We start from the raw sequence: 17,612 nt of genomic DNA, 5'->3' as shown, positions 1-17,612 counted from the left end.
ATTTATACGGACAGTAGTTTGTTCTGGGTCCAAGTACAAGCGTTATTGGGGCTTGCCCGTGGTGCCTGAGCCCGACTGCACGCCGCCGTGCATATGATTGTCCAACGAAATGCCATTGCCGGTTATGTCGCCAGTAGCAGTAATCGGGCCACTCACATTCACTGGGCATTTTATATCCACTTCGGATGCCTCAATCGTCACTTTACCAGTCGTCACGAGGCGGATGCCGTCAGTTGTAACCTGCACATAGTGGGTCGGCGCCGCGCCAAGAAATCCGCCCACATAAACACAATCCGCCATGGAGTGCTGCCGAAAGGAACCTGGAGAAGAGGGCGCTCGGCTCTCGACCGCGTTAGACTGATCGCGCCCTGAGATGATTGCGTATCCGATATCGCCGACTACTGGATCAACGATAATCGCGCATGCGCCGCCCTGTATGCGCAGGTAAGGAACGCCGTAAATTGTCCCGTGCGGCACCGAAGCACCATCGCTTGTTTGCTGGTGGACCATCGGGTGTACATCCACTTTGCCAACGATACCGTCGCCTGGGTGGACCGCTTTGACCTGCACGAGGGTGTTGGTTCCCAAATCCGACAAGTTCTTTCGAATAAGCGTTTCCAAAGCGCCAGTATCAGAGCCTTGTGCTGAGAAATTGGAAAAGCTTGGATTTGTCATGCTGTGCTTGCCTGCGGAACAACGCCAGTAACGGCCGCAACATATGAGAACCAGGGGCCTCCCGGGGTCTCGGATGCGATATCATGGGTGATGGTGTAAGGCGACCAAACGCCTGTTGCTGGAAGCTTGGGAATGGACTGTCCCATCTCATTGTCTACCCACCCTTGAGGCAGGTATTCGCTCTCCAGCCGGATCGGAACCCTATATCGCAAGGTAGGGTTGAACAGGCAGGTGAACACTACGCCATTCTGATTGTAAGCTGGGTATCCAATCAGGCCGGTTCCTTTGTTGATCTTCGTTGAGATGCGGTTGGTGTCTGTACCGTCCTTTTTAGACCAGACGTTTAGTGCGCCATCGACGTCCCACGCATAAGCCGCGCCAATGGTGCGGGCGAGGTGATCAATCTGCGACATGACGGTGCCGCACCCGTAGAAATTCGTCACGGTTTCGGTCACGCTGTGATTGTTAAATACGCCAGAGGGTCGTGTCGGGTCGTTAGCTGGCCATGCAGAAGGTGCGCGACTGGCAAGGTCAGAGAAGATCGTCGCCGCAGGGACCGTCCCGGCGTACGATGCCGGCGCAGTTGGGGAGAGTTTTGCGGCCTGATTGTCCCACGCGAGCGCCTGGAAAGCGACATTGGGAGCGCCCGAAAAGTCCACGAACGCTTCAGCAATTGTGCCCCGGAAAATTGTGCTGAGACCGAAGGTGTCATCGCCTGCTTGAACAGTAACGCTTGCCGTTGAGCCGCGAATAGAGATCTGGTTCTGAACATTGATCATGGCCTGAACGACGGAAAGCCGGTTCATCATTGCAAGCGTCATGCCTTCGATGCGTAGCGAAAGCTGTGACCCGGCAATAAACCCGGCCATCGTGACCGTCGCGCGCACACGATGCCCGGTCAGCTTGACGGTATCAGCATCACTCCCGGGGGCAATAGAACCGCTCGGAATATGAAAGGTCACGTCGATACGCTTCTTCGTAAAGCTCGTTTGGAGCTTCGGCGCGTAGGAAGTCGTTGTCGAGCTCATGATATTGTTGCCCAAACCAGGACGTAACGGCTTCCTAACCCATCATAAGTGGGGTCATCCGAGCCTTGCGTGTCCACGAATATAAAGTCCCCCCCAAGACCAAGGTAATCAGCATGCACGACGGGGTTGAGGTTTTGGCAGATAGCACCGGCGACCACCTGGATTCCGTTCAGCCAGACATTCATGAACAGCCCGGTTGATCTCTGATACACATCCAACCGAACTGATTGCTGATTTAAAATCACTTTGATCGTCTGGGATGCCGCCGCGGAAAGCGGTATTTCTATTTGGGTCATGCCATCACTCCGGCTACCGCAGTCTGGACCGCAGTCGATGGTGTGGTGCCTTGGACCGTTCCCCCTTGGACCGCCGCAGCCCCCTGAGGTTGAGCAGTGTTAGTGAAGGTAGATACTGCTGTCTTACGGACTTCTTGAAGCGCCACTTCCGCCACCAGCATGGTCAGGCCATTTTCACTCGTTCGCCGCCAGCGATAACCAACAATATTGGCGTTAATATATGTCCGCTCAGGTGTGACGACATGATAGAGGTTCGTGTCTGCAACTACGCTTTCAAGTGTATTGAGAAAATCCTGCCGAACGGCCGTTCCTGAGCTCCCAGTAAGACCGGAAATCAAGCTTGTTAAAGAAGAAAAAAGGCCGCTTGATCCAGTCTCCGACCCATCGCAGACTAGCGTAACGCGTGCGTTATAGGGCGCCTTTACCTTGTTGTAGGATGTGAAGCCTCCGTCTTCTAACGGCGCATCTGAAACCGCATAACTGCTTTCGTACTCGATGCCATGCACGTGGGCTGCTGACAGCACGTTCTTATTGGACGAGTTGAAGATGCCCCATTTCTTTGCGGCCTGATTGATCGTCCAACTTTGAACGACACCCGCCAGAGCAGTAGAAGCCGAAGCGTCCACTCCCGCGCCGATAGACTGTCCGAGCAGGGCAGGGACGCCTACGGCCACCGGAATATCCCAGATGGACGGCATGGTTACGTTCTCAAAAGCCATCAGGCCAGTCCCGTTGCTGCTGTGTGAGGAAGAATGCGCTTCAGCTCAGTGTGCACGTCCCGAGCGATCTGCTGGCCATTAGCATTGCCGTGGGCCGTGACGTGGATATCCCCTACATGGATCTCTGTTTTGTTCTGTGCCACTTGCTGGTCGGGCCCCATAAGGGCGGCAGAAATGGCGTCCGAGTATCTAGTTCCGGCGGTTCCAAAGGCATCATGCCCAACGGCCCCGCCATGCAGCCATTTGAGCGCGCCGCCCGCGCCTTGGTTGTGGGCATATCCAAGGATAGCAAGTTGCTTATTCTCAGAAAGCTTACTGAACGTAGCATCATGGGAAGATAGATAGGCGCGATTCATATCCGTGTAGGCGCGAAAATAGCGCTCCTGCATCCCGGGATCTTTTAGGAATTGATCTGTTGAAGGTGCATCCTCATGCAGGCGCTTGGCTGCATCGTTAATCGCATCACGGCTCATCTGATACTTGCCGGCGTACTTGCCACCAGCGCCGCCCATTATGTCGTACCGACCGCCGCTTTCGATGCCGGCCACAGCAGCGGAATACTTCCCGAACGGGTTATTGCCGAAAGCCCCACGAGCGCGCAGTCGGTCGACAGCAGCGCTTTCACCTTTGTTTAGAGCCCCGCCGTACAGATCGTATAATTCTCCTGCGATTGGAATCGCCCGCAGCCCCTGCCTCAGTGCCCATTTTCGAAAGATAAGGCCGCTCGCATCTGCACCTTTAGCAAGATATGTGCCCATTTCTGGCAAAGCCTTACTCGCGCCCTTTCGCGCGCCAGCCTCGGCTGTCTCTTTTGCAGTTTTTTCGCTGGCGGTCAGTGCGGCATTCTCGCCCTTCTTCGCGCCGCTTGCGCCAGGTCCGCCCTCACAATCACAAGCGAACATTGCATCTTTGAGTGCGGACGCGTTCTTCAGGGCCCCAGGGATTTTGAAGAGCATCAGCAAGCCTTTTGCGGTTGCCAACCCGCCCAAAATCGTAATCAGGCCACCAACTGCAAGCGCGGTCTCGCCGATCTCTTTTGCAAGCGGTTCGTTAGCCTTCTCCCACGCTGTGAAGCTAGTAACCGCCTTATCGATCCCTGGCATCAAGTAGCCAAGGATCGAGCGGCCCAGCTTCTCAGTTTCGGCAGTCATCGCCGTCCAGTCAGACAAAAGCTGCTGGCTGTCACGGATTTGCTGGGGAGTAGGGGCTGTATCCTTCAGTTGTGCCTGAAGCTTGTCGAAAGCACGTGTGGTCAGATTAATTTCGTTAATCTCACCGGGGCCCATTCCAAGCGACTGGAGAAGGCTATTCTTGGCGGCCTGGTTCATCCCTTGAGTAGATCGGTTCAGGCGCTTCAGTATGTCCTGTTGGATATTCCCGTGCGCATCTACGTAATCGTTTGCCCGTAGTCCAAGCTGCCCCATAGTGTTCTGAAGCTGAGCAGCATGCGCAGGGTCCGTAAGCGCCTGTTGCATAGACTGGAAAGAAGAGCCGACTTCAGACGCCGAGCCGCCAACAGCCTCAACCGCTCTCTGCATCCGGTACAGATTACCCGGATCCATATTCAGGCGCTGCGCCGTGTAGCCCAATTCCGCGTTGGTCCGCGTGATCTCGGACGTAAACGCCTTGAGGGATCGGCCGCCCGTAAAGACAGCAAGTAACGCCAACGCCTCAGTGCGTGCCCGCGAGAACCCATCAGCCGCAGTCTTGCCGGCCTCAGATAGCGTTCCCGCCGTGTGGCCAGCTTGACCTTCAAGCGTTTTAAGGCTTTTCCCGGCCTGTTGCGCGCCCTTTGCAACGTTCTTGCCGTCAAGATTAAGCTGAATGACGAGGCTGTCTAGCAGAGTTGGCATGATGGGCCTTCAGGCAATAAAAAAGCCGTCCGGTGTGGGGCGGCTTCGCAGTCAGGCAGCGACAAGGCTGCGTTTAAGCGCTCGGGAAGCGCGGATTGCTTTAGCAATACAACGCTTTAACGACGGATATTCGTCCACCTAAGCAAGACAAGTAGCCTCTTCTTTCCATTGACCCGAATCCGCTCTACCGGGGAGAATATTCCCTAATGCCAGATCCAAAGATATTGGAGGAGGAGTAACACCGTTTGTATTGACGTACAGGATGTCAAGTATGGGCAATTCAACGCAGATACCACATACTAAATTCAAGTTTTAATTTTCAATTCTAGGGATATTTAGGCAACTTAATGATGGATATTATTCACTCATGATTCGGGATTTCTTATGATAAAAAAAATATTCAAATACACATCATGTGTGTTTTTTTCTCTATTTTGCCTTGGCGTGATCGGACAATTCATTTCTCCAACAAGAAATTTTAGTAATTATAGCTCGGCACAGCCGCGCTCAGACATTGAAGGCGAAAAATTTCCCATTTCGGGGCAAGCCAACCTAACTTCTGCACAAAACAATGCAGTAAGATCCGCAACAAATTACTTGGAAATGACGGGCTTTTCACGCGCTGGACTTATCCATCAGCTATCATCTGACGCAGGAGAGGGTTACTCAGTAGCCGATGCTACCGTTGCGGTGGACAGCCTGACTGTAGACTGGAATGAAAATGCAGCCCGATCGGCTAAACAGTACCTTGAAATGTCAGGATTCTCCTGTAAGGGCCTAATCCACCAATTGTCCTCATCAGCTGGGGAAAAATATACATTATCCCAGGCAACTTACGGTGCCCATAAGGCTGGAGCTTGTGGACCAACGTGAATGGCTGCCCCGTAATGGAATGGCCATTATAACAGGGCGGTAAAACCCGCGTCTATCACCCAGAAGCTATCCGTCACCCGATCCAACTTGGCCTCGGAGCCATAAAAAACGAAGCCCACAAGGAGTAAGAGCGATGCACCGTTGGCTGCTTTTTACAGGACTAGTAACAGCACTGTTGGTGAGCGATGCCGCAGTGGCGCAGACAACAGCTACTCCAAGCGAGCCAGGGCTTCCCAAGCGCCCCGGAACCTGCGTCTTTACTCACATCAAGTCCGTCGAAGAGCGCCTATCAGATGGCAATAACCAATGGGTTGCAGGATCCGGCTCCGCTGTTGCCCTGACCAACGGCGGTTATCAGGTCTCCTACGATCAGCTTCCTGAAGTAGACAGCGCTCATTCCGGCGATCAAGTAATGATGTGTCTGGTGGCGCTTCCGACCGACTGCCCGAAAGGCGATGACCGAGGCAAGGTCTACACGACAACCGACCTTCGCACGATGAAATCATGGACGCTTCCTGATTCGGAGCACGAGTGCGGAGGGGCTTGAAGTGGAGAAGAAAGACTAAACCATTTCCCCCCATCCCAAACTCCGGCATGTTTCAGAACATTACTCGGAGTCGTTATGAAGCAGAAACTCTTTTACAAATCGGCCAGCTTGTCAGTCAGTGAGACGACAGTGAAAATTGGCGAAATGGTCCTCCCGCTTCGCCAAATAGCCTTCATGAATGTAACGCAGCAGCCTACCACGATATATTGGATCATTTTCATTGCGTCTGCACTTGGAGCAATAGGCGCAGCTCTTTCCGCGTATGATAACGGGCAATTCCATACAACTGACAATATTCTCCTTGGAATACTTGTCGCGGCAGTAATTGCAGGTACTGCCCTGTACTTCGCGCTGAAGCCAAAATTTTACTTCACCATTAAATCGTCTAGTGGACATGGCTACACGCTCTGGAGCCGGGAATATGGTGAATTGGCTGCAATGAAGAACGGAGTAGAGAGCGGCCTAATCGGCATATACGTGGCTCAAGACACCCCACTCACCCATTAAACCGCCAAACCATTGCCGCTTCCCACATCAGTAGCATGTCCTCGCTGTCATAGACCGTCTGGAGTTCGTGCAGGGTGGCCTGCCCGGAGCCCATGACGGTTCCCATAACGCTTGAGACATTTACGAAGCGGGCGAGTTTTCGGGGCTTGCTGGTGGGATCAGGGCCGCCGCGAGAGGGGAAATCTGGGACGCGGCGGCCTTGAAGAAACCCACGTGCAGCTTGAACGCCTCGCTGCGAAGATCCACCAAGGTCTGCGGATCTGAGATATCATTCTCAAACAACTGTACGGGAGGCAAATACGTCCTCCCATCAGGGGCAAGACGGCTGATCTTCACGCAATCCAGCATCGCCTGGAACGCCTTATCGCAATCATCGTCATCCATGAAGCCAAACATCTGCATGGCAACGCCTGAAAGCCCCAAGATGCCGGCCTCCATAGCGGTATCCGGAATTTTTGCCCCAGACTTGATGAGAGCCTTCACGGTATGACGCGCCCACTTGTCAGCAGCGAAAGCAGACATCCGCGTGATAACGAACTTCTTGCCCTCATCCTCACCGGAGGTTGGGATCCATTCGATGCTCTTCATCAGATACCTGCCGGGAAGACCCGCTCCCATGTCAGCGAGAAAGTGCGGTCCTCAAGTGTGCCGCCGCCATTCGGCGCAACGGTGCCGCTGCTCAGGCCGCCATTCGTGAATGTGTACTTCCGACCGGTAGACTTTAGCGTGAGTTCAGCCCCGAGCGTGTAGATGCTCATGCTCTGCTGCTGCCCCGTGATGATCGCCTCAAAATAGGGGATCGAGGCAGAGCCAGCGGAGAGGGTGAGGGACTGTACAACCGCACGCGGGACATAACCCTTGTTGAGCTTTCCATCGATCGACATGCGGAATTCTGCCATCTCCAGCGCTTCCTGTTCCCATGCTCGATCTGATCCCCAGTTATCAAGGATGAGGGGTTTATCCCACAAGGCCAAGAGGGTCAGCGAAAAAATGGCATCCGCCGAAGTGATGATACCGGACATTACTGCACCTCGATGGAAGCAAGATTGATGCTCTGGACGCTCTGGCCGTCGGTGTACCAGAACTTACAGGCGGGAGACTCACGAGCAACGCGGGTTGTGGCGGGAGCCGTGGAGACATTCGGCTGGAAATACCAACCGCGCGTTTGCAGGGTGTCGGAAATGGTTGAGAGACCTGCCGCGTTATTGATCTCCTGAGCCTGCGCCTTTGTCAGAGTGACGCCCGCACGGATCACACCAAAGGCAAGCGCTTGATTAATCGTGTCCTGCACCGAGGCCGAGACCAGCGCGTCCCCCTGCGTGTTGTAGGGGATATCGCCAGCACTCAGAAGCAACGTCACAAGATCGGACTGGAACGATGCATTCAGCCAGATCTGATTGATGTAGCTGTCTGCCCACTTGAACTGGCCGGAGACAGCGCCGCCGCGCAGGAAGGTAAAGCGTCCAAGGCCGTTGGCGTGCTGTCCGTAAAAGGAATAGCCGTTGGCTGTCAGGATGCTTGCAGTTGTACCGTCAGTGACAGTGGCAGATGGCCCGGAGAACTGGCATCCGAAAAGGTTCCAGCGCCCATTGGTGGCGTCATAATTCAAAGACGCCATCCAACCGAGGCAACCCGCCGCCACAAGCGGGTCTTTGTAAACCGCTGTCGTGCCGTCGATTGTCTGCCCCGCCAGCCAGACGCCGAAGGCCTCGGTAGATCCCTGTGTCGTGGCTTGGGTATCCGTATCCCAGGCGACGTACCAGAACCGGTCTTCCTGCGTGCCAACCCACGTTGCAATGGCTTGTTTGTCTGCCAATGCTGGCTCGAAGGCCGTTGTGAAGCCTGCGAAGTCCTGCGTCGTGCCGATGAGGACCGTGAGATACGCAGCGAAGGCGGTATCAACAGTATAGCCAGCAAAGTAGAGCTTGCTCGGGCTCTGAGAAGCGCCAGTGTAGCCACTGAAATACACAGCCGCCATCTGGGCTTCGGTGGATGTCGCACCGAACGCAGTCGAGACAGCGGCAGCGGAGGTGTACTCTACGACGGTACCAGCAGGGACGGCCGTGGTATTCTCGGTGATGATCAGCCCGTTGATGAATGCCACGCCACCAGCCGCAGTCAGTGCGCTGGGGGTGACGCTCACCACTTGGGAAATAGGGATGCCAGCCACTGCCGGTTACTCCTGCGTTGTTGGAAGATCAGCCTCGTAAGTCTTCACATGAAGCTCGGAGGCGAATTGCTGCGGTATGGTGCGCTGGTAGTTGACCTGCATTTTCAGATCGACCGACCAGGCATCTTCGTACTGACGCTCGCCGTTGACGAACGCGAGTTGTCTAGGCTCCGCGGCGGTGAGGGGGGACAGGATCGGCGCGTTCGCCCGCAACCAGTCTGTCGTGTAGAAATCGCGCCAGAGGCCACAGACCTGCTTGAGCGCATCGCCAGCCCCGGAGCCGAATGCGCTCACCTGCACAGTCACTTCACGCATTTCCGTAACCACGCGGGCCGTGTCTGTGTAAGTCCAACCATTCGTTGCCAAGAGGCGTGTGGTGATGAGCTGCATCACGCAATACGGGCCAGTCGGTGAGGCTGTCCGGTTCTGCTGTCCCTGACGTATGCGGAATGGATCTGGCAGAACGGTCTTGAGGTAATTCCCAAGTGCTTTGTAAAGGGCGCTGTCAGTTGGCTCGTAGGTGATGGCCGAAGACGCTAAATTTGGCGCGTCACCGCAAGTTTGGACCATTGGCCGTCTCCCCATTCTTCCAGAACCTGCGTGACGAGCCAGTCCGACCCGTAGAAATTCAGGAGATCGCCCCCAGTCTTCAACGGGCGGTTCAGGCCTTTAATGCCGCCCTTGATGTACACGGCGCGCATGTCGGATGACTGATTGATGTTCTGAAGCTGCCGTAGGTCAGAAGCACTGAGAGCTTGCACTTTGATCGTGACAGCGACTTCGATGGTGCTAGGCGCAACGCTGAAATCGTCGTTTTCCGTCTCGCCATCTGAGACCTTTAGAACGGCAGAGATTGGCGGATTAACGACGTTTGTGGCTGCGTTCGCGATGGCAAAGACGTTAATCACTGACCACCTCTTTATTCACATTTTGATAAAGATCACCCGTCCAATCTAGCGGCTTAGCAGCGGGTGCTGTTGCCCCATTCCTTACGTCCCGCATGGCCTGCCAAACATCGGCAGGCGTCATGCCGCTCTGTTCCCGTTTAGGGAATCTATCTTTCAGCAAATTAGTGACGGGAGAATCAGGCTCGTATGTGCCTTTTTCAATGCTGGCCTGGATCTGGCCTACAATCCGTTCAGCAGTCATATCCAGCGCTTTTTCAAGATCGCCTCGAGTGGCTTTCAGAGAGGCTGCCAACAGCTTCGGCCACTGATCCTGATTTTTGGCGATGGCCTGCCGCATAAAGGGGCGAGCTGGGATACGATCAGTGCCAAACTCGTTGTAGTAGGCGACAGTCGCGAGAGGGGTTCCGTCTGGGTAGACAGCCCCCTCCAGAAAGCCAATATTCGCGTGCGGAAGAGCCTGAGTACGACGAAGAACCCGACTGAGTAGCCGCTTCATCCAGCCGCCCTGCAATTCCCGACCAATCCGGTTCAACTGCGCCTGAACGCGTGCTGAGCCTTTAAGAACAGACTTTGCCATCAGGGCCATATCCTCGGGCGAGGGGACCGACCCGGCACAAAGCGCATCTGTCGCAGGTAGGCTGTGGCCTGCCAGAACATTGCGCCGTACTGGGTCTGCATAAACCAGGCGGACGATCCGGATTGCGCACCCATGTCGAAAGACACTGACGTCGATCCTTCTGCCGCGCTTGCTAAGCGCCCCACTGTTCCCGCGCCATTCCCGCCAGCATCCACCGGCAGGTTAAGCTGCGCGATGTGAGCCGTGAGCAGGTTGAGCAGACGTGTGCGCCTGACAAGATCCTGCACGGGGCTGCGAGGGGTGTTGTTAAGGAAGTCCCCGGCCTGAGCGAAGTATTCCGTTGCTTGCGCTTCGTTCGTACTGGCGCCAAGCCCAGGGTAGAGCTGTGACCACGTCGCATAATCGAACGTAGCCACGCCCGGTTGCGTCGTGGTCGTTTCGCTCATCAGGCGTAAGCCCGTGCCCGAGCAGCTTCTTCAGCAGCGGCGAGGCCCTTGCGCTTCAGTTCTTCCGGATCGAGTGGTTCGAACCCCGTCTTTTCAGCCTTGAACTCGTCCGCTCTGGCATTCGCGCGCGCATCCGTCTGCTCTGCAAACACGCACTTGTTCTTCACAAGGTCGCTGTCTGCGTTCTGCTTAAGCCAGGCGTCCCAGAACGCCTTGTCCACCGTCGTACGGCCGACGCGGCCGAGCAGAACGTTGTCCTTCGGGTGATAATCAGGAGCGCGGTTTGCACCCTTGATCTCGATTTCCTTGACGTAGCCGACCGGGCTCAGGTCAGGGCGCTTGTCCGCGCTAAGCTGAGCCCGACGTTCGGCATCTCCCTCATGGGAGATACGCAAGCGCAAGCCATGCGGCATACGGCAAAGTACGGTGACGGTATCAGCCATCTTTAGATCCCCACCATCTGGGCAACAGCCATCGGACGCTTCCAGATCGTGCCCCACCCGCCGCGCATCATTTTCTGACGTGCATTGGTGGAATACTGCTCTAGGCGCCCCATAGTCAGGCGCTCTGTGAACGCCGTAGTAACAGTCTCGACGCCGTCAATTTCCGGAGCAAACATCTGCATGATGTTAGCGCTGGTGTATCCGCCCGACATGGTAACCCCGGCTTCTGGCAGAAACTCGATCACCATATTCGGCCATGCCTTTTTCAGCATTTCCTCAAGCGTGATCCCGAACTGATTGGTGTAGGTCATAACCTGAGACAGCTCAGAGGGGGCAACGACCTTGAGACGGGTCTGATTGTTTATGTTGCCCATCATGGACTTATTGAGAGCCGCGAACAGGGTCACGAAGTCTGGATAAATCAGGTTCGGATCACTCGTGCTGCTCCAAGACGTGGCCGTGCCGGTCTTCACCGACGCCGTAATGGCGGCAGGTAGAGCAGGATCGTTCAGGGCACCGTAGTTCTCAAGGCCAGTGACACCAAACAGATACTGCTGGTTCTGCTGCTTTTCGAGCACAGAAGCGCCAGCAGTCCGCTGTTCGGCAACCCAGTCGATGTTGCCCATGCCCATCATCTCGGCTTCCAGATCGCCATACTTGGCCCAGGTCTGGAACGTGAAGGACTGGCGATTGACCCAGTTCGCGTTAGCTGAGCTGTCGCCAGCCTGCTCATAGTCACCGTAGGCCACGGCATAGCCGGAAGCCTCAATGACCGGGAACATAACCGTCTTGATCGCGCGGTCACCCTTCTTCTGGGAGCCGTAGATCTCTTCAGACTTGGTCGGCGTAATGAGCTGACGGATCAGCTGCGGATCGACCATCGTATTGATGACGGCCGGAATGCCGCTATTTGGTGCCGTGGTGGCACCGAATACGGGGGCCGCGTCGTATGCGTTGCCCTTTTCGCCCACGTAATGCGTCACGCCAGGGAGATTGATGCCCCAATCCTGCGCCAGGCGCGTTGCATCGTTACGAAACGAAGCCATTATTCGTTGCTCCCTGCAATCGGCGCAACCGCACCGGAAATGATGATGGTGGAACCGGCAGCGCCGCCTTGTGTGACGATCCAGCCCGTTGCGACTGTGCCTTCAGGAGCCGTACCAGCTGCGCCCGTCTGAAGCGTGCCATCCGTCGTGGAGGCGTAGACGGCCTGTCCTGGCGTTGCAGCAGTCGCGGCTGAAACAGCAAAGTAATCGCCGCCCGTCATAAGCTGCACATTGAAGCCGCTCGGGAGCAGCATCGTGCTTTCGCCGAGATAGGCCGTGATAAGACCCGTCTGGTCGCGCAGTACGAAGCCGGTCGGGGCTTCAGAGGCGATTGGCTTGTTCAGAACGGTTACGCCGTCAGCCTGAACCCAGCCGAATACGCCGACCGTGACGCCAGCCGCGCCAGCAATAAAGCCCATCGGTCCGGGAATGGCGGAGCGGCGCGGGTTCGCGGAGGCGATGCCGCCTGGAAAACCCTTTGCCCAGTTGTAATTGATCTTGGTAGGGAAACCCATCGGGGCCGCTCCTTACGCTTTGCGGCGAGCTGAAGCGCCCGCCAGAGGGGAATCACTGTCCGCTGCGCTATCTGCGGCGAGGCGAACGGGCCGGGCGGGGCGCTTGGCATCGATAGCCATACTGACGAGAGCGGGAAGAGCGCTGTCATGAACGCCAGTCGCATCGTGACCGGTCTGCTTCAGGGCGTAGCGATAGATGTCGCCAGCGCTGTCCATGCCGATGACGTCGCCGACGAGAGGACGAACGGCTTCACGAGCGTCCTGTGCTGCCCGCAGTTCGCGGCGCTGATTGTCGAGCGCGAGCTTGATCTTGGCATCGACGGCGGCGTCTTGCGCCTTCTTATCGTCGTCCTTTTCCCGCTCTTCCTCGTCTTTGGCCTTCTGCTCGTCCGCCTCACGCTTGGCTTCTTCGTCAGCAGCCTTACGCTCTTCGTCCTCTTTCTTCTTCGCCTCTTCATCGGCGGCTGCGCGTTCTTTCTCTTCGCGGGCCTTCTTCTCTTCCTCAGTCTCGTCCTCGTCCATGCACTTCTTGACGTCTTCTTCAGACGCATCCATGGCAAGGCGACCGGAACGGATGGCCGCCGCGATGCGGCCCGCTGTGGACATGGGCTTGTGGGCAGCCATGCTCGTTTCCTTCGTGATGTTGGGTGGTGCGCTGTCGCCAATGATGGCGGTCTTCACGCGTGGCTCTTCCACCAGGGCAAGGTGGTTGAAACGGATATTGACCATCTTCAGCGTGTAGGGCTGTCCGTTGATCTCACCGGTCTCAGGGACGGTCTCGTAGGCGTATCCAGCTGACACGCACCGCTTGGAACCGTCCTGAATTCGTTTGATGGCATCACCATCCCAAATGGCGAGTTCGCCAATCAGGTCAGGCGCCTGGAATGTCGCGTTGTTGACCGAACCGACCGTGATTTCACGCGGGTGATCGTCTGCACTGACCGGCTGGTGGATCTCGATCAGTGGCTTGCCGTTGATGCTCGATGCGGCTTCCCGCAAGGCATCGGCGTCCCGATACATCCAGTAGATGGTGTCCGGCTCCAGCCCCAGACGCTCGGCCCCGTTGATCTCTCGCCCGTAATAGGGTGAGACTACAGCCGCGCTGAGCACGCAACGCTCAACGTGCAGATGCCCATCCGCGTCGATGCGTCGCACCGATCGGTCTAGGGCCATGATTGTGTCTGTCATTTTAGGAGAGCCGTTGTGACTGCAAATGAACGGAAGTTGTTGCTTCTTCTTGCTGATGCTGTTCGCGATCTTGCGAAGAGAATAAACGAATCAGACCCGAAATCTCCTTATGCGGGGCCGATGAATGCGCTTCAAAGACAGATCGACGACTGCCAAGACTTGGTTAAGAGTCAAACCCCGGAATAATCACCTGAGACGTGCATCGGCAGTTCGGTTCCTCACCGGGAAAAATCAACTTGCCGTTGCCGTCCACATCAGCGCCCTTACGGATATCGTAGCGAAGCCTTTCGCGCCCCGCTTTCACATGCATAGGCCGTGGATGCTTTCCCGCGCTTGAGTGGCACCAGATCGCCTCAGTCAGTCCCATTTCGATCTGACGTGTCCGCGTGATGAACGACGTGGCTTTGTTGTTCTGGTCTCGCGCGATGAAAGCGGCACGGCGCTGAGTGATGCCATAGCGCTCCTTCAGTTCAGCTGTCAGTGTTGCCAGATCACGTCCTGCCATAACTGACCGTTGCACCATGTCCGCCACTTCGTTCAAGTGGTGGTCAGCGATACTTTTGATGAGCGTTGTGTTCTGATTAATAACGCTGTCCAGAGTGTCCGCTACAGCCTTTGAAGGTCGGAATTTCACGGCAAAACCAGCTTGCTTGAGCTTATCCATCAAGGACGTGTCCGCGTGCTGCTGCCAGCGTTTGGACTGCTTCTTGGCTAGGTATCGCGCGACCTCATTGAACTGCATCCGCCAGCGAGCCGTCAGCTTGTTCATGACCTTCTGCAGTTCATCCGAGACGCTATCCTGCGCGATAGCGCTTTCGTGCTTCCGGTAGTTGGCTTGAAGCCAGTAAGTCAGGCTGTCGTCCATCTCCCGGATGAGGCGCATTAGATCACGGTAGTAGGCCGCTTCGAGCGCAGCACTGACGCGGGTTGGCTTGAGGGCCTTCCCGGTTACCGATGTGCAGCGGAGCTGGGTCAATCTTCCTCTTCCTCGCCCCGCTTCAGCAGGCTTTCCATGTCGGGCATTTGCTCAGGTTCGGGCGGCTCAGGCGGCGGCCCGGTGAGATTAACCCCGCGGTAAATGCTGCGCTCATCCGTGGACAGGCGTTCTCGCTCTTCCTCGGGGGAGGTCACCCCGGCCGTAATGTTCACAGCTCCTAGATCAGCCTTGATCTTCTCGATCTCGGCCAGCTGCTTCTCATCCATCTGCCAGAGCGGCACGAAGCGGAAGGACAGGTCCTCGTCAATCTTACCCCATAGGTGGATCTGGATCGCTTCAAAGATGGTCTGAAGCGTGGGTCGGATGTGGGCTTCCTGAAAGGCGGAAATCTCGTCGTAAAAGACGCGGATTTCTCCCTCTGAGGATGCGTTCAATCCCTGCGGCTGGATGCCGAACAGCTTCACCAGCGGGATGCCGGGGATGCTGGCCATTGCCTCCATTGCCTGCGCCTGCAAGCTATCGAGGCCGGACAGCGGTGTGGCGATAATGGAGGCGTCTTCACGCTCCTTATCCACCACGATTGTGTCTTGGCCCTCGGCCACATCCTGCATGTACGCAGCGCGACCCTGCACGGAGGCCATATCCACATCGCCGTAGAGCAGCGGCTGAACGTCCATGCCCGGGCCGATATCCGTCTGCATATTCCCCGTCATGTCCGTCTTCAGGACCAACTTGGAGAAATTGCGAACAATCTTGGCTGTACTGTTGCGCGTGGCCAGGTAGTTGTGGACGTAGGCGCGTAGAAGCTGCGTAAGAGACTGGCCGCCGAAGTTGAACGCAGGCGCCAGGATCTGTGAAACAGGGTAGGGGATCGTGGTCAGCAGGCGGGAGCTATCCACCATCGTGCCAAGAACCCACCAATTGTCCGGCCTGTAGAAGTTCTTCGCCAGCGGGTTGTTCGCGTTGTAGCTGTTGGGCGTGGTCCAGATTGGCTCGATATTGGCGAGGCGCTCTAGAGAGCCCTTGCTCATGCCGTTCTCACCGATAACGAGCGGCTTGGACTGCCCTTCCGTCGTGATGGGTGCGCCCTTAATTCCGATCCACACATGCCCAAGGCCATACAGCAGGCCATGCAGGACGTGCGTTCGGATCACGCGACGAACGTTCAGGCGCTCAAATTCGCGCTCAATTTCTTTGATGCGATCAGCGGCTTGCTCGTTGTCCTTCTCATCGCCACCCTGCTTATCCGAACGGATCTCGACCCATTCGCGAGTTGCTTCCCGGGCAATGACCTCGCAAGGCTTGCGGAACTCTGCCCGCTGTGCCATCTGCGCAAGCTGTGGATAGCCGAGGAAGGCCAGACCATCCTCGAAGTAATCGCGCATGATCGGGGAGGCGGTAGCCGCCCATCCCGTCATGTCACCGACCAGGGCCAGATCGTCACCGTCCATAGCCAAAGCGGCAGGAGCTTCACCACAAACACCCTTCGGCGGCTTGTAAGCGTCGAACGCGTCACGCGGGTCAGTAGGCATTGTCTCTCCACCATCTCGGCGGAACGATCGTAGGTTGAGACGCCGTTCATTACGTGGAAGCACAGGCTCGCGCCGCTCGGGCAACGGCTTGCGCTCCCGGTTGCGGCTGAACCAGTGTTTCATCAACGTGTCCTTGATTTGTACCCTGCGAAGGAGGGCATGGAGCGGCGGTTCTGAATGATGCCGTCTAGGGCATATCGTAATGCGTCAATCCAGTGGTTCCAGGCGTCCACAATGACCGGAAGGACCTCTTCAGTCTTTGGATCAACCTTGAATGCGTACTTGCGGAACTCTTCAGCGATGCGCGGACAACGGCGGTGCACAACAATGCGCTTGAACGCCTTCAGGCGGTCGATCCCGTCTTCCACACTCCCCGGCCACTTCTTGGCGGGTGTCATGTTGTAGCGGTAGCGGGTCGCCATGAAACTGATGTTCTGAGGGGAGGCGCAGTCAGCCTTGATGGGCCAGCGCCGCGTTCCGGGGATCTCATCCAGAACGGCGGGCAGTTCATCCAGATGGATACCTGTTCCGCCAGCCTCATAATCTACATACAGCACTTCATCGCGGATGAAGCACCGAACGACCGCCGTCGGATCCTGAGAGAAACCCCAGTCCAATCCATAGAAAAACCGGGCGTCCTCTGGCGTCTCGAAATCATCTACCGTGACGCGCTTACGGAAGATCACCGCATCCGAGATGGTGACGTAATCACCTTCCCAGACATGGTCATATTCGTCTGGCCGCGCCCTCTGATCTTCCTCACGCTCAGTTGGCAGCGTGCCGTCGTCGAACCACGGGTTATCAGACCAGTTGGCCCGAACAGCCGTCAGATCGGCGCGGTCAGAGCCTTCGCCACGAAAAAACTCGTCAATCGGATCGTCAGACGATGCCGGGTTCCACGATGCCCATATTTCTGAACCCGGCTTACGAAGTGTCGGCCGCAGCATCCGCCATGAATATGAGCTGATCGACTGCGCCTCTTCGATCCACGCGCGGTCGAAGCCCTCCAACGATTTTATGCTATCCGCTGTATGGTTTTGCAGGCCCTGGAAGACGATCAGGCCATCCCCCGGTGTCTTAATGACCTGATCCTGAACATCGAAATGCCGGTTCAGGTTAAACTGGTTGATCTTGTCCACGATCAACTGTTTGGACGAACGCGCAATCGATTTCTGGATTTCGCGAATACAGACTGTGCGATGACCCGGAATGGCCAAGTGCTCTTCAACGGTCAGGCCGCCAAAGAAGTGCGATTTGCCCGATCCTCGGCCACCATATGCGCCTTTGTACCGGTTCGGCTTTAGGAGGGGAAGGAAGACGCGCGCTGTGGGTATTTCCAGCGCCTTCGTCAT

22 protein-coding genes are annotated in these 17,612 nt (G+C 56.4%); 3 read left to right on the top strand and 19 right to left on the bottom strand.

What is annotated here, in order from left to right; all coding sequences use genetic code 11:
* Positions 1–42 precede the first annotated feature (42 nt).
* From JN414_RS08320 to JN414_RS08300, 5 genes are read right to left on the bottom strand one after another with little or no spacing between them, the layout of a single operon-like run.
* Entirely contained in the window at positions 43–675 is a 633-nt protein-coding gene (locus JN414_RS08320; protein WP_202207484.1) for a Gp138 family membrane-puncturing spike protein, read from the bottom strand.
* On the bottom strand, positions 672–1,703 hold the full coding sequence (locus JN414_RS08315; protein ID WP_202207483.1) for a baseplate hub protein: 1,032 nt from the start codon (positions 1,701–1,703) through the stop codon (positions 672–674). The genes JN414_RS08320 and JN414_RS08315 overlap by 4 nt, the downstream gene beginning before the upstream one ends.
* Complete coding sequence (locus JN414_RS08310) at positions 1,700–1,999, bottom strand: phage baseplate plug protein (protein WP_202207482.1); 300 nt, start codon at positions 1,997–1,999, stop codon at positions 1,700–1,702. Before JN414_RS08310 ends, JN414_RS08315 begins: the two co-directional genes overlap by 4 nt.
* Positions 1,996–2,718 (bottom strand): phage baseplate protein, encoded by a 723-nt coding sequence (locus tag JN414_RS08305; protein ID WP_202207481.1) that lies wholly within the window; start codon positions 2,716–2,718, stop codon positions 1,996–1,998. The genes JN414_RS08310 and JN414_RS08305 overlap by 4 nt, the downstream gene beginning before the upstream one ends.
* A complete protein-coding gene (locus JN414_RS08300) occupies positions 2,718–4,571 on the bottom strand; it encodes a hypothetical protein (protein WP_202207480.1) in 1,854 nt (617 codons plus the stop codon). The genes JN414_RS08305 and JN414_RS08300 overlap by 1 nt, the downstream gene beginning before the upstream one ends.
* Before the next feature lie 384 nt (positions 4,572–4,955).
* On the opposite strand from JN414_RS08300, the gene JN414_RS08295 reads away from it, so the two are divergent.
* The 3 genes from JN414_RS08295 to JN414_RS08285 all read left to right on the top strand — a co-directional run bounded on the left by JN414_RS08295 (position 4,956) and on the right by JN414_RS08285 (position 6,498).
* The gene (locus JN414_RS08295) at positions 4,956–5,444 is read left to right on the top strand and encodes an Ltp family lipoprotein (protein ID WP_202207479.1); all 489 of its coding nucleotides are present in this window, start codon (positions 4,956–4,958) and stop codon (positions 5,442–5,444) included.
* Between the two features lie 133 nt (positions 5,445–5,577).
* Positions 5,578–5,991 (top strand): hypothetical protein, encoded by a 414-nt coding sequence (locus JN414_RS08290; RefSeq protein WP_202207478.1) that lies wholly within the window; start codon positions 5,578–5,580, stop codon positions 5,989–5,991.
* Between the two features lie 75 nt (positions 5,992–6,066).
* Positions 6,067–6,498, top strand: a complete 432-nt coding sequence (locus JN414_RS08285) for a DUF6232 family protein (protein ID WP_202207477.1) — start codon at positions 6,067–6,069, stop codon at positions 6,496–6,498.
* 120 nt (positions 6,499–6,618) lie between these two features.
* Here JN414_RS08285 and JN414_RS08280 read toward each other — a convergent pair whose 3' ends face one another.
* The 14 genes from JN414_RS08280 to JN414_RS08215 form a co-directional block, all read right to left on the bottom strand.
* Complete coding sequence (locus JN414_RS08280; protein WP_202207476.1) at positions 6,619–7,086, bottom strand: phage tail assembly chaperone; 468 nt, start codon at positions 7,084–7,086, stop codon at positions 6,619–6,621.
* The gene (locus JN414_RS08275; RefSeq protein WP_202207475.1) at positions 7,086–7,520 is read right to left on the bottom strand and encodes a phage tail fiber protein; all 435 of its coding nucleotides are present in this window, start codon (positions 7,518–7,520) and stop codon (positions 7,086–7,088) included. Before JN414_RS08275 ends, JN414_RS08280 begins: the two co-directional genes overlap by 1 nt.
* Positions 7,520–8,668 carry a DUF3383 family protein gene (locus tag JN414_RS08270; protein ID WP_202207474.1) on the bottom strand — a complete coding sequence of 383 codons (1,149 nt, stop codon included), beginning with the start codon at positions 8,666–8,668 and terminating at the stop codon, positions 7,520–7,522. Before JN414_RS08270 ends, JN414_RS08275 begins: the two co-directional genes overlap by 1 nt.
* A 6-nt stretch (positions 8,669–8,674) precedes the next feature.
* Entirely contained in the window at positions 8,675–9,238 is a 564-nt protein-coding gene (locus tag JN414_RS08265; RefSeq protein WP_202207473.1) for an LIC_12616 family protein, read from the bottom strand.
* A complete protein-coding gene (locus JN414_RS08260; RefSeq protein ID WP_202207472.1) occupies positions 9,205–9,576 on the bottom strand; it encodes a hypothetical protein in 372 nt (123 codons plus the stop codon). Before JN414_RS08260 ends, JN414_RS08265 begins: the two co-directional genes overlap by 34 nt.
* Positions 9,569–10,153 carry a hypothetical protein gene (locus JN414_RS08255; protein ID WP_202207471.1) on the bottom strand — a complete coding sequence of 195 codons (585 nt, stop codon included), beginning with the start codon at positions 10,151–10,153 and terminating at the stop codon, positions 9,569–9,571. Before JN414_RS08255 ends, JN414_RS08260 begins: the two co-directional genes overlap by 8 nt.
* Complete coding sequence (locus JN414_RS08250; protein ID WP_202207470.1) at positions 10,153–10,599, bottom strand: DUF4054 domain-containing protein; 447 nt, start codon at positions 10,597–10,599, stop codon at positions 10,153–10,155. Before JN414_RS08250 ends, JN414_RS08255 begins: the two co-directional genes overlap by 1 nt.
* Complete coding sequence (locus JN414_RS08245; RefSeq protein WP_202207469.1) at positions 10,599–11,042, bottom strand: hypothetical protein; 444 nt, start codon at positions 11,040–11,042, stop codon at positions 10,599–10,601. The genes JN414_RS08250 and JN414_RS08245 overlap by 1 nt, the downstream gene beginning before the upstream one ends.
* Before the next feature lie 2 nt (positions 11,043–11,044).
* Entirely contained in the window at positions 11,045–12,088 is a 1,044-nt protein-coding gene (locus tag JN414_RS08240) for a hypothetical protein (RefSeq protein WP_202207468.1), read from the bottom strand.
* A complete protein-coding gene (locus tag JN414_RS08235) occupies positions 12,088–12,603 on the bottom strand; it encodes a hypothetical protein (RefSeq protein WP_202207467.1) in 516 nt (171 codons plus the stop codon). The genes JN414_RS08240 and JN414_RS08235 overlap by 1 nt, the downstream gene beginning before the upstream one ends.
* Positions 12,604–12,615: 12 nt before the next feature.
* Positions 12,616–13,791 (bottom strand): DUF2213 domain-containing protein, encoded by a 1,176-nt coding sequence (locus JN414_RS08230; RefSeq protein ID WP_202207466.1) that lies wholly within the window; start codon positions 13,789–13,791, stop codon positions 12,616–12,618.
* A 163-nt stretch (positions 13,792–13,954) separates the two neighbouring features.
* Positions 13,955–14,767, bottom strand: coding sequence for a phage minor head protein (locus JN414_RS08225; RefSeq protein ID WP_202207465.1), 813 nt, complete (start codon positions 14,765–14,767; stop codon positions 13,955–13,957).
* Complete coding sequence (locus tag JN414_RS08220) at positions 14,764–16,383, bottom strand: DUF1073 domain-containing protein (RefSeq protein WP_202207464.1); 1,620 nt, start codon at positions 16,381–16,383, stop codon at positions 14,764–14,766. Before JN414_RS08220 ends, JN414_RS08225 begins: the two co-directional genes overlap by 4 nt.
* A complete protein-coding gene (locus tag JN414_RS08215; RefSeq protein WP_202207463.1) occupies positions 16,383–17,612 on the bottom strand; it encodes a PBSX family phage terminase large subunit in 1,230 nt (409 codons plus the stop codon). The genes JN414_RS08220 and JN414_RS08215 overlap by 1 nt, the downstream gene beginning before the upstream one ends.

It is taken from the genome of Gluconobacter sp. Gdi, from assembly GCF_014132155.1.
Classification (GTDB): domain Bacteria; phylum Pseudomonadota; class Alphaproteobacteria; order Acetobacterales; family Acetobacteraceae; genus Gluconobacter.
This window is presented reverse-complemented; position numbering and strand designations above follow the sequence as displayed.